Below are 12,366 nucleotides of genomic sequence, written 5' to 3'. Positions count from 1 at the left end.
GCGCCGTGGCGTCCAGGATAGCTACATCTCATTTGCGCCGCATTTTGCGGCGCTTTAGTTAGTTTAAGGGGAGACCTGTCCCTGGAACGGCAAATATGGGTAAACTAACTAAAGCTGACAAGACTTATTCCAATTTAATACAAGGCAGGAGTTAATTAACCAATGGCAGCCTATTTTTCCATTATTCTGGTGCTGGTGACCTTGGTCAGTGGCCTTATCTGGGCGCTCGATGCCTTTGTGTTGGCCCCCAAGCGTCAGGCTAAACTGGCTTTGGCCCAAGCGCAAAATGGCACCTTGACCGATGAAGTCACTGAAAAAATCATCCAGGAGCCAGGTTATGTGGAAACCTCCAAGTCCATTTTCCCTGTGATAGCCTTTGTGCTAATCCTGAGATCTTTTTTGTATGAACCGTTTCAGATCCCTTCCGGCTCCATGATGCCAACCCTGCTGGTGGGTGACTTCATTCTGGTGGAAAAATTCAGCTATGGCCTGAAAGATCCTGTATGGCGTAGCAAGCTGGTGGAAACCGGCGAGCCGGAGCGCGGCGACATCATAGTATTTAAATACCCCAAAGATGAGCGAGTCGATTACATCAAGCGGGTTATCGGTTTGCCAGGTGATAAGATCATCTATCGCAACAAGGAGCTCTATATTCAGGAAGCCTGTAAAGAGCAACAACCTTGTCCAGGACCTAAACTGGTATTGAGAGCACCGGTCAATAAAGGCGAGTTCCAGGATGATGGCGTGGATCTGCTGCGTTTTCGCGAGCAACTGGGTGAGGTGACTCACGATATTCTGATCAACCCGGCCCGTCCTGAGCCATCGGCTTTCTATTACCGTGAGCCAGGCTTTGATCAAGGCGAGTTTGTCGTACCTGAAGGTCACTACTTTGCCATGGGCGATAACCGCGACAACAGTACCGACAGCCGTTTCTGGGGCTTTGTACCCGAAGCGAATCTGGTAGGTAAGGCTGTGGCAATTTGGATAAGTTTTGAGTTTGAGCGCCAGCCTCAGGATTGGTTACCTACTTGGGTGCCAAGCGGTGTGCGTTTTGAACGTGTAGGTGGTTTGAAGTGAGAGAACCTGTGAAGAATTTTGCCCGTCTGTGTCGTACTCTGGGGTATGAATTCAATAACATGGCACTGCTGGAGCAGGCCATGACTCACAGAAGTGCGGCCAACAAGCATAACGAGCGGTTGGAGTTTCTCGGAGACTCTATCCTGTCGATAGTGATTTCCGATGCCTTGTATCATCAGTTCCCCAGGGCGACCGAAGGCGATCTCAGCCGGATGCGTGCGACCTTGGTGCGGGGTGATACCCTGGCGATAATTGCCAAAGAGTTTAAGCTGGGTGATTATCTGACCCTGGGCCCGGGCGAGCTCAAGAGCGGTGGTTTTCGCCGCGAATCCATTCTCGCCGATGCGGTGGAGGCCATCATAGGTGCCATCTACCTGGACTCGGATCTGGAAACCTGTCGACCATTGCTCTTGGGCTGGTACCAGCAGCGACTGAAGGCGATTCAGCCCGGGGTCAGTCAAAAAGATGCCAAGACCCAGCTGCAGGAGTACCTGCAGGGCTATAAGAAACCTCTGCCTGAGTATACAGTGGTGGCGGTTTCCGGCGAGGCGCACGATCAGACCTTTACCGTCGAATGCCGTATCGAAGAGCTGGATCAAGCCGTATCCGGCACCGGCAGTTCACGCAGAAAAGCCGAGCAGCAAGCCGCTGCTGGGATATTGGAGCTACTGAAAAAATGAGTAAGACCCCAGAGGTACCGGCCCAGGAGCCGAGCCTGGATGAATTGTTGGCCAATATGAGCCAACCGTCACCGACACCCGCCTATGATGTTACCTACTGCGGTATGGTGGCCATAGTCGGTCGCCCCAATGTCGGCAAGTCCACCTTGCTCAACCGTTTGCTCGGCCAAAAGGTGAGTATCACCTCCCGTAAGCCGCAAACCACCCGCCACAGGATCATGGGGATCCACACCGAAGGCCCATCACAGATAGTCTTTATCGACACCCCCGGATTGCACATAGAGGAAAAGCGCGCCATCAACCGTTTGATGAACCGCGCCGCCGCCAGTTCGCTGGCCGATGTCTGCATGGTGATCTTTGTGGTCGATGGTCTCAACTGGACCGCCGATGACGAAATGGTGCTCAATAAGCTGCGTCATGGCGGCAATGAGCGCAAGACAGTGCTGGCGGTGAACAAGGTCGACTATATCAAGGATAAAGAGACGCTGTTTCCGCACCTGGAAGCCCTGGGACAGAAGTATGCCTTCGATGAAATTGTGCCTATCTCTGCCAAGTCGGGTACCAACGTTGGCCGCTTGATGTCGCTGGCGAAAGAGTCACTGCCCGAGAGCGTGCACTATTTCCCGGAAGATTATATTACCGACCGTTCACAACGCTTTATGGCTTCTGAAATCGTCCGTGAAAAACTGATGCGTTTTCTCGGTGATGAACTGCCTTATGATGCCACGGTGGAAATCGAGCAGTTCAAGATGATGGAGAATGGCGTCTATCAGATCAATGCGCTTATTCTGGTTGAACGCGACGGCCAGAAACGCATGGTGATCGGCAAGAAGGGCGAGCGGATCCGCACTATCGCCACTGAGGCCCGCAAGGACATGGAGCAGTTATTTGATAACAAAGTGTTCCTGGAAGTCTGGGTCAAGGTGAAGTCGGGTTGGGCCGATGATGAACGTGCCCTTCGCAGCCTGGGTTACGGCGAAGACTGAGGCCGACTATGCTGCGAGGCTATGTGCTGCACGCCCGGCCCTATCGGGAATCCAGCATGTTGTTGAACCTGCTGGTGGATGGCCTTGGTCGGGTCGACGCCGTTGCCAGAGTCGGCAGTGGCAAACGCTCGATAAAGAGCATAGTGCAGCCGTTTCAGCCGTTGCTGTTCCAACTGAGTGGCCGCAGCGACCTCAGAACCCTGACTCAAATTGAAAGTGCGTCCCCGGCAGTGCCCCTGACCGGGGACGCTTTATATGCGGCCATGTACCTCAATGAACTCTTGGTGCGGGTACTGGGCAACCACCAGAGTGGCGAAGCGCTGTTTTTCAGTTATCATCAGAGCCTGCTGGCGCTGGCCAAGGGCTTTGAGCAGACAACACTGCGCTATTTCGAGCTCAAACTCTTATCCGAGCTTGGCTGCATGCCCTCATTGGTGAAGGATGCTGATGGCGCCGATATCCAAGCCGATGGCTGCTACAGATTCATTCCCGAACAGGGGTTCACCCCCTTTATTGGTGATGCAAGGCGGCAAGAGGCGCTACCGGGAAGCACTCTGTTGGCATTGGCTGAAAATCGCCTTCAGCAAGAGGATTGGCAAGCCGCCAAAGTCTTGACCCGGCAATTGCTCCGGCCTCTGCTCGGCGATAAGCCACTGCTCAGCAGGCAGTTGTTTGCCCGCCGGGGGGGAAATTTGCCAAGGGAGCCACAGCCGCCCAGCCGAGGGGAGAAATGAGCTCTTCAGCCCGCTTTTTTCAAATGCTGCCGTTACAATGGGCAGAGAATAGAAACTGCTTTTATACCGCCGAACAGGCTGGTGCATTACAGGAATTATCAAGGAGTTAAAGATGAATCGAATCTTGTTAGGGGTGAACATAGATCATATCGCCACCTTGCGACAGGTGCGTGGCACCCATTACCCGGATCCTGTGCATGCAGCGGCCGTGGCCGAGCACGCCGGCGCCGAAGGGATCACTATCCATCTGCGTGAAGACAGACGCCACATAGTGGATCGCGATGTCTATCTGCTGGCCAAGACGCTCAAGACCCGGATGAATCTCGAAATGGCGGTCACCGAAGAGATGCTGGATATCGCCTGTGAGGTTAAGCCTGCCTATGTTTGTCTGGTGCCGGAAAAACGCGAGGAGCTTACTACAGAGGGCGGCTTGGACGTTGCCGGTCAGCAGCCGAAAATTGCCGCGGCGGTCAAACGTCTGACCGAGCAGGGCATTAAAGTATCACTCTTTATCGATGCCAACCGCGAGCAGATAGATGCCGCCGTAGCCGTGGGGGCGCCCGTGATAGAAATTCATACCGGCCGCTACGCCGACGCCCACAGCGCCGAAGAGGAGAGCGAGGAGTTGGCCCGTATCACGGAAATGGCGACCTATGCTCATGGCAAGGGCCTGGTGGTCAACGCAGGGCACGGGCTGCACTATCACAATGTGAAGCCGATAGCGGCCATCCCCGAGCTGCATGAGCTGAATATCGGCCACGCTATCATAGCCAGGGCGGCGATAGACGGCCTGGACAAGGCGGTCAGAGATATGAAGCAACTCATGTTGGAAGGTCGCAGAGGCGAGTAATGGCTGTGCTGGGACTGGGAACCGACATAGTGGAAATCGCCCGCATTGAGGCTCAGTTGGAGCGGGGCGGAGATAGGCTGGCCAAACGGGTGCTGACCGAGGCCGAATATGTCCGCTTTCAGACGCTGAGCGAACCGGCGCGATTTCTGGCCAAGCGCTTTGCGGCCAAGGAAGCGGCTGCCAAGGCGCTGGGAACCGGAATCGGCCGCGGAGTCTCGTTTCAGCATATTCATATCAGCAACAATGCCGATGGTGCGCCCTTGCTTGAATTCAGTGATGGCGCGTGCCAACGCCTGGAAACACTGGGCGCCAAGCGGGCACTACTGTCCATTGCCGATGAACGTCACTATGCGGTGGCGACGGTTGTTCTGAGCGACTGAGCTTCAGTCGGAACAGTAAGCTCAGTTTGATAAGTCGAACAATTCATGCTAACCGCATACTCGCTCAATTGATGGTAACTGAGGCTAGAGGTAGGTTGTTAACCTGCCTCTGGCCTTTTTGCATCAAGATTGGCTTATTATCAGTCCAGCGATTTCAGCGGCCGATAATGGCTCAGGCTGGATGGCAGGGCTATGCCCTGGCTTCGCAGCTGGTTGACCCGGTTTTGATAGGCGGCGCCTACGAGCAGTTGCAGTGCCAAGTCCACGGCGCGGCGCTGACGGTAATCATCCAGGTAGCTATCCTTGGCCCAGGCGTTGAAGGCGCCCAGTGCCGGTCCGGCCCAGATCTGGTAATCCATCTCCCGACCGCTTTCCCCTGTGTTGGACCAGCGGCTCGATAGCCCCAGATACCAGCGAAAAATAAGCGCCATCTTGCGCTTAGGATTGCCCTCGGCGCGGCGAATTTGTTCGGGATCCCGCGCCATAAAGTGGGCAACCGTACCTTGCCAGATTTCATCCAGATTGGCGCGAAACACCTGAGTTTCCAGTTTTTGGCGCTCATCGGCCGGAATGGCCTCTATCGAGTCGTAGCGGCTGTAGATTTCGTAAAGCTTATTGGCTCGCATGGGGAAGAGGGTGCCGCGTTTTACCACTTGCAGCTTGACGCCCATCTCAAACATATCCGCGGCCGGCGCCATGGTGACATCGGCCATTTCCACTGTCGCCAATAGCTTACGGCTGTGCTCGCTGGCACCGGCTTCGATACAGGCCTGATTGATAGAGCCGGTAACAATAAAGGCGGCGCCCATATTGAAGGCCGCCAAAGCCGCATCCGGCGTGCCTATGCCGCCACCCGCTCCAACCCGGATAGGTTCTTGGTAGGCGTATTTTTCCTGCATTTTATCCCGCAAGGCGATAATGGTGGGCAGCAGGGTAACCAGAGGACGATTGTCGGTATGGCCGCCGGAGTCGGCCTCGGCGGTAATGTCGTCGGCCATGGGCACCTGCCTGGCAAGTTCGGCCTGCAGTTCAGTGATCCATCCCTGACTCAGCAGCAGCTGGAGGATTTTCTCCGGCGGCGGCGCCATAAAATGGGCGGCGACTTCGGTGCGGCTCACCTTGGCTATCACCTTGTTGGCGATTAGGGTGTTGCCGTTACTGTCCCGGCTCAGTCCGGCCACCCGATATCTTACTATGTGAGGGGTCAGCGCCAGAAAGGCCGAGGCTTCGACCGTACGCACCCGGTGTTTGAGGTAGAGCTCGACCGCACCTTGCTCGAGTGCCGGTTCACTGGGGCTGTGGATCAGGTTAAAGGCGTAGGGGCCGCTTGGCAGCGCCGCCTGAATTCGGCTGATGGCGGCTTCCACTCGGGCGGGCACCAGACCGGCGGCGCCGAATGAGCAGAGTATGCCAGCCTTGCCGAGGGCAATCACCAGCTCTTCGGAGGCGATACCGTTGGCCATGGCGCCGGCATAATAGGCGTACTTGACTTTGTGGCAGGCGGCAAAGGCCGGATCGCCGAGCGCTGCTGCGCTGAGTGGCGGCACCATGGCGCAAACCGGCAGTGTATTGCCGCTTGCACTCGTCTCGGCAAGCTGCGCCTGATTGGCAAACAGGATTTCACCCTTGGTTTGTCTGGCGACAAACAGCGGCTTATCCAGCGCCTTGATTGCGTTGCCGGCACAGTTATCCGTGGCCGCAAAGACATCATCACTGTTCGGGTTCAGGGCCCAGGGCCAATTGAAGCTTGTCATCTTGTTGCTCTCATTATCTGTTCGGTTGTTTTTGCCTGAGGTATCAGGCTTCTTCAATGGCCAGAGCCAGATCTTTTATTTCATAAATTCGCAGGCCATCTTTGGCAAGCCAGGCATCGGCTGTCAGTGTGACTCTGTCCGGCGTATCCTCTATGGCTGTGATATGCAGCTCCAGCGACATCTGCCGGTTCAGGGGATTGATCTGACCGCGGTATTTCCACTGTACCTGACTCAGGCAATGGGCGAATCTTGGGTTATTGAATTGGCTTCCAAGCCCGGTGTCCAGGGCAAAGGCACTCAGAAGTTCCAGCATGGCTTCCACTCCGAGAGAGCCAGGCATCACAGGGTCCTGATGGAAATGGAAGCGGAAGAACCAGTCAGCGGCATCGATTTTGCGCTCGCCATAGATGTAGCCCAAGTTGGAATGGCCGCCTTGGCGGCAGATGCGGATAGAATCGACAAAGTTGAGTCGACCGCCCGGCAGGCGCAGGTGTTTTTGATCCCAAGAGCCATGATAGAGAGCACAATCGGCGGCGCGAAGATCATAGCTCACATCGGCCTCAAGCCCTTGCTGTTTATCCCAGGGCTCGGTCACCTTGCCGTTATCCAGTCCCAACTGGTTTTTCAGCGCCTCGGCCTTGAAGTAACCAAATACTGCCTCGCCTTCATAGAAGGGTTCACCATCGGCGCTGAGCACAAAGCTGAAGCTCTGGATGATGTTGGTGCCCGCCTTGACAGTGCTCAGCAAACGCGAGTCGTTGCGGATGGTCTTGCCACGCAGGTCAAGCCGGCGCAGCAGTGTGCCTTTACCGTCGAGGTTACGGAAGAAAAGCTCTGTGTCGCCATAGCCCAAGGTGGTGCCCATATAGCCGGAAATAAAACCATTGGGCTGCAGCGCTATCTCCATCAAAATCGAGTAGGGCATATGCGCCGGGTGGCTGTTTTCACTAAAGTACCAAGCCTTGGGTGGCACTTCATATTCGCCGATACAGGAGGCCGGAGACTTGAAGTCGCCGCGCTGGCCAATCACCTGTGTCACCCTGGTGGTGAGCTGCAGATCGCCGCAGGGGGTGCGCGGTGGGATAAGTCCGCGGTAGGCGGCAAAGTCGGGGCCGAAGCAGTTCTCAATATCGCCGGTGGCAAATTCAAACATATGCCAGGGAGTAAAGGGCGCAGTATCGGGTCTGCGATTCGGGTAGTCCGGCGTTACTGGTGCCGGAACATGCCTGACCGGGAGCACGCCGTGAATGGGCTGAGAGTCCGGGCAGCTTTCATGGCTCATCAAGGGAGCATTGATGGATGCCTGGCGCCCGGCGTTCAGCGCCTCGTTAGCATCACTTGCCGAGGCGGCAACCTGTTGCGGCTTTCCGCTGTGCTCCTGGTTGCTGTCATCGGCGTACCTGTGACAGTCTTCATCTTCTTTGAGCATGACGCCAAGATTCTGGAAGTCCACCACGACCTTGCCGTCGAGCAAGATCTCAATATTGGCCTTGGCCCAGGGGCTGGGTGTCAGTCCTATTTCGGTGACTTCCATCCGATAGGTGAGACGATTGGATTGCGGCTGTACCTGTCCGCGGCAACGTACCTTCTGCGGCGCACTTTCCAGTGGTTGGAAACGGCCATTGCGGGTGTGTTTGTGCAGACCAAGATAGAGCATATAGAACTGCAGCAACTGACCGCAGCCCTCGGCCATCAAGGAACCGGCCATCACCTGATCGTCCTTGAAATGACAGGGGAAATACCAGTGATCCGGCTCCAGTTGCTTGTGCCCTTCAACCAGACCCAGGCCCCAGGCGCCGCCGCTTGGTTCGACTCTGCTGACCTCTTCGATCATCAGGAACTTTTCCGAGGCAAAACACAGCGAGGCTTGGCGGTAACCCAAGTCATGAGATGGGCCAAAGCAGGAGCCGATATCGCCGCTCAGCAGTTGCCTCATTCGCTGGTAATCAAATATCTGTTGTTTACAGTGGATCAAGGGCTGGAATTGGCGCTTGTTCGCCATCGCCAGGTTGCGGGCCTTGATCTCCTCTTCGGTGCGGATGACTCCTTTGCCATCGGCCAGCTCGGCATCGGTGAAGAAACCGGCGCAGCCGTTGTCCATCTTGAGGATCAGACGTTCGCCGACAAAACACTCGTAGGAGAAGAAAAACAGCAGGGTATCGCCGTTGCGGGCAAAGTGATTGATGGAGATGTCGTATCTCAGGGTATCACCGCCACGGGGCAGATCGCCGAGGAAGGTGAGGGTACAGTCGAGCAAACGGTAGACCCGCTCGCCTTTGTTCTCCAGATCTATGCCGAGATAGCTTATCAGCATCAAGTCACACTGGCCCGATTCCACGGCCACCGCCCAGGGGATCTGGCCATCGACCAGATAGGGGGCGTCCACGGGAATATCATACTCTGTGGTCATGGTGCTCGGCTTGTATTCGCCAAGACGGGCATTGAGTTTAGTCACCCTGGAGACCAGCAGGTAATCTGTGGTGGGCAGTCGCACCCGGCGGCGGTAGCTGTCGATCACGGCATACTCGGGGCCGAATACCGGCGCTATGTCGCCCTCGGCGTATTGCACCAGATCCTGATAATTCCAGATACAGGGTTTGTCCTTGGGCACTTGGGATGTCGCTTTGGGGGCAATGGTTTTGGCAACAGCTTCAGCAGCCGTTTGAACCGAGTCCTTGGGCGTGCGCGCTGGCAAAGACACTACTGAGGCGGAGCTTTGATCTGCCGAGTGCTTGTCTTCTGAGCCGATAGTTTCAGCGCTTAAGCGGTTTTTGGCCGTGGCCCCGGCGCCCAAGAGGGCGCTGGCCAGTGCCAGTCCGGTTTCGCGGCTCTTGAGGAAGGCCAGGTGCGCTTCACGTGCCAGCCGTTGATTATCTGCCAGTGCCTGCAGGTGCGCTTCGGTAGCGGCTTTATGGGGAGCGGCCGCAATTTTATCGCCGGGCACGGATTGTCTGAGAGCTGATGGGGCGTGCTGATTGTTCACCGGAGTGAGCTCCTTAGTCAGTTCACTGTTAACTTGTTGGCTGCTGGTGTGCATTGCAGGCGCTGCCTGGGCTTGAGTGTTCTTTGCCTGGGCAAGCTTTTGGCGAATGCCGGTCTCGTGTTTAAGCTCGGCGGTGGCGATATGCTGCTCTATGGCGTCACCGCCAAGGGTGATGGTTTGCCACAGCTGGCGGACATTTGCGCCGGCTATCTTTTGACTGGGCTTTTCACTGGCCCCTTGACTATTCTCTTGACGGTTCTTTTTATTCTGCGTGCGGAGTGCCTGTTGCAGGCGCGCCTTTTGCTCCGCCGACTGTTGCAAAGTAACCGCGGCGCAGCGGCGCTCGCCATCTATCAGCAGGGTGTGGAAATCTTTATCCCTATCCTGGGTCAGGCGCAGCAGCGAGTGCAGCAAACTGGCCATCCCGGCGGCGGCAAAGCTGTGCCCCATACGCGAGACGGCGCTGTGACTGGTGGCCGCGAGACGACGAAAGGCTTTGAAGCTGGGGCTGTGTTCATCTACCTCAGGCTGTGCGTCCCGGCAAAGTGCTTGCTCTCTTGAGTCTGCCGTAGAGAGAGGCTCTTTAGCTGTTAATTCCACTGATGAAAACGGCTTGAAACTCAGCTCTGTCAGGGCGCCGTAGCGGCCGCTTTGATGCGCAACTGACGGCGTCAGCACCAAGGCACCGGCGCCTTCACCCGGTAACAGTCCAAGTTGCTGCAGGCGCTTGCCCGAGTGCAATACCCGCTCGGCGCTGCCGGCGAGATCCACAGCGGCCACTACTACGGCGTCCAACGCCTCGGTGCGGCAGAGATTGGCGGCGACTTCCAACGCCCGGGGGACCGACAGCTCGGCGGCCGAAATACTGAAAGCCGGGCCGTTGAAATCCCATTGGGAGGCGACCCGGGAGGCCATGATGTTGCCTATATAGCTGGTGTATTGATTGAGGCTGGCGCTGGGCAGTACGCTGTCCATCGCCAAACGCTCGAGTTCGAGATACTCATCTTGGCTTAAGTTGATGCCGGCATCGTTAAGGCTCTGGCTAATCTGGCTGTGCAGATTAACTCGGCCGCGGAACTGATGCAGCTCAAGCTCGGTTTCCATGGCGACCAATACAGCCACCCGGCCACCCATGGGCAGATTGGCATCGCGAATCGCATCATCGGCCACCTTGAGCAGCAGTAATTGCTGCGCCACCAGTCTATCTCCCGGATGGGGCGGCAGGCGGAATTTGAGGAAATCCAGTTCAAACTTGTCTATGTAGCCGCCATTGGGAGCCTGTTCAAGCCCCATGCTGGAGAGCAAAGAGCGGTTTCGCTCCAGGCCTTTCCAGCGTTTGGGTGGCAGGGCTCTGGTGGCCGTTTGCCCTTTGGCTATCAGTTTGGCAAGCGTCTCGAGCGAGTCGGCGGCGCCGAAATGCGCGGCGGCGCCCTCAATCGCCAGGCCGTCAGCGCCTTGGTGTGCAGCCGCTCCCGGCGAAGGTTTGGCCGGAATAAGCTCTTTGGCAGCATCGGGCCCTGTGAGCAGCAAGTGGGCGTTACAGCCTCCGAATCCGAACACAGACACCCCGGCAACCGGGCCGGGATTGCCCGCTTTGGTCGGCCAGGGGATGGCGCTGCGCATTATATTGTGCTCGCCAAACAAGCCGTTGGGCGAGCTCAGCGGCGCCGATATTCTCACCGAGGCAGGTAACAGCTTGTGTTTCATCGACAGCAGCAACTTGATGATGCCTGCCATACCGGCAGCGGTCAGCAAGTGGCTGAGGTTGGACTTGACCGAGCCGATTTTAGGCGCGGAACTGCCTTCCAGGCGTGGGCCGAAAAACTGCTCCATGGAACTGAGTTCCACCTTGTCACCCAGAGGCGTGCCCGTGGCGTGGCACTCAATCACCTCCACCTGGGATGGCGCGATATTTGACGCCTCGGATGCCCGTTCAAACGCCAGTACCTGGCCCTTGCTGGCGGGGCTTAAGACAAACTGGCCGCGGCCATCGTTGGAAAGCCCTGTGCCTCTGATTATGCCGTGAATGGTATCGCCATCCCTTTGGGCATCGCTCAGGCGCTTGAGCACCAATACGCCGCAGCCTTCACCGGCAAACAGACCACCGGAACTGTTATCCAGCGGGGCGCTTTGGCCCGACTCGGGGAAGGCCTGGAAAATGGAAAAGCCCATATGGATAAAGAAGGGATCGGCACCGCTGACGGCACCGGCCAACATCACATCGGCGCTGTGGTTACTGAGATAGTCGCAGGCCAGGCGCAATGCATAGACTGAGCTGGCGCAGGCGGCATCCAGGCTCAGGCTGGGGCCGCCAAGGCCCAGGCAATCGCACAGCAGTTCAGAGCCCTGGGCGGCGATATCCGTATCCCAATGGCGAATGCCTGCATCTGCTGTCGTTTCCGCATCTATGGCTGACGCCAATGGCGGCATGCCGGGGAAACGCCGTCGCAGCGCCGTATCGACACTGTGATGATAGAGCGGCAAAAAGGCCTTGTTGGAAGCTCGGGTCGGGAACGAAAGCGTGCCCATCACGGCGCCGCAGCGCGCCAAGTCGGAAGCGTTTTGCGCTGGGGTTAGCCCGGCGCTTTGCAGGGCCTTGCGGGCGCAATCGAGTGCCCACAACAGGTGCTGATCCCAGGTTTGGGCACCCGTTGCCATTTCATCCGCTGATCTGGCATAGCCCTCGGGCGAGAAGTTTAGCTGGCGAATATAACCGCCCTGATCACAATAGAAACGGTCGCTCTGGCCTTTTGCGCCTTGATAATCGCTGACACTGGCGCCCAATTGGCTGTCATTCAGGGAGCTGATGGCATCCCGGCCTTCGCTGAGCAGTTGCCAGAAGGCGTCCAGATCCTCACAGCCCGGGAAGCGGGCGGCCATGCCAACTATGGCAATGGGCTCGGCTTGTTTACTTGTCACTCT

The 12,366-nt window shown here is 57.0% G+C and carries 7 protein-coding genes and 1 pseudogene; 6 read left to right on the top strand and 2 right to left on the bottom strand.

Annotated features, from left to right (window positions below; all coding sequences use genetic code 11):
- Positions 1 to 162 precede the first annotated feature (162 nt).
- From lepB to acpS, 6 genes are all read left to right on the top strand, one after another.
- Positions 163 to 1,077 (top strand): signal peptidase I, encoded by a 915-nt coding sequence (lepB, locus tag ACMHXE_RS10075; RefSeq protein ID WP_413732148.1) that lies wholly within the window; start codon positions 163 to 165, stop codon positions 1,075 to 1,077.
- Entirely contained in the window at positions 1,074 to 1,757 is a 684-nt protein-coding gene (gene rnc / locus ACMHXE_RS10070; protein ID WP_101053495.1) for a ribonuclease III, read from the top strand. The genes lepB and rnc overlap by 4 nt, the downstream gene beginning before the upstream one ends.
- Positions 1,754 to 2,743, top strand: coding sequence for a GTPase Era (gene era / locus ACMHXE_RS10065; protein WP_101053497.1), 990 nt, complete (start codon positions 1,754 to 1,756; stop codon positions 2,741 to 2,743). Before rnc ends, era begins: the two co-directional genes overlap by 4 nt.
- 8 nt (positions 2,744 to 2,751) lie before the next feature.
- Positions 2,752 to 3,477, top strand: a complete 726-nt coding sequence (recO, locus tag ACMHXE_RS10060; protein ID WP_101053499.1) for a DNA repair protein RecO — start codon at positions 2,752 to 2,754, stop codon at positions 3,475 to 3,477.
- A 112-nt stretch (positions 3,478 to 3,589) separates the two neighbouring features.
- A complete protein-coding gene (gene pdxJ, locus ACMHXE_RS10055; RefSeq protein WP_101053501.1) occupies positions 3,590 to 4,327 on the top strand; it encodes a pyridoxine 5'-phosphate synthase in 738 nt (245 codons plus the stop codon).
- Positions 4,327 to 4,707 carry a holo-ACP synthase gene (acpS, locus tag ACMHXE_RS10050; protein WP_101053503.1) on the top strand — a complete coding sequence of 127 codons (381 nt, stop codon included), beginning with the start codon at positions 4,327 to 4,329 and terminating at the stop codon, positions 4,705 to 4,707. Before pdxJ ends, acpS begins: the two co-directional genes overlap by 1 nt.
- Before the next feature lie 140 nt (positions 4,708 to 4,847).
- Here acpS and ACMHXE_RS10045 read toward each other — a convergent pair.
- Both ACMHXE_RS10045 and ACMHXE_RS10040 read right to left on the bottom strand, forming a co-directional pair.
- Positions 4,848 to 6,278, bottom strand: a pseudogene (locus ACMHXE_RS10045) (PfaD family polyunsaturated fatty acid/polyketide biosynthesis protein); the annotation flags it as partial.
- Positions 6,279 to 6,504: 226 nt separating this feature from the next.
- Complete coding sequence (locus tag ACMHXE_RS10040) at positions 6,505 to 12,363, bottom strand: beta-ketoacyl synthase N-terminal-like domain-containing protein (protein WP_413732144.1); 5,859 nt, start codon at positions 12,361 to 12,363, stop codon at positions 6,505 to 6,507.
- Positions 12,364 to 12,366 lie beyond the last annotated feature (3 nt).

The organism is Shewanella sp. BJSY2023SW007 (genome assembly GCF_047314525.1).
GTDB lineage: Bacteria > Pseudomonadota > Gammaproteobacteria > Enterobacterales > Shewanellaceae > Shewanella > Shewanella chilikensis.
The sequence above is the reverse complement of the archived record's forward strand: the minus strand, read 5'-3'. Positions and strand labels throughout refer to the sequence as shown.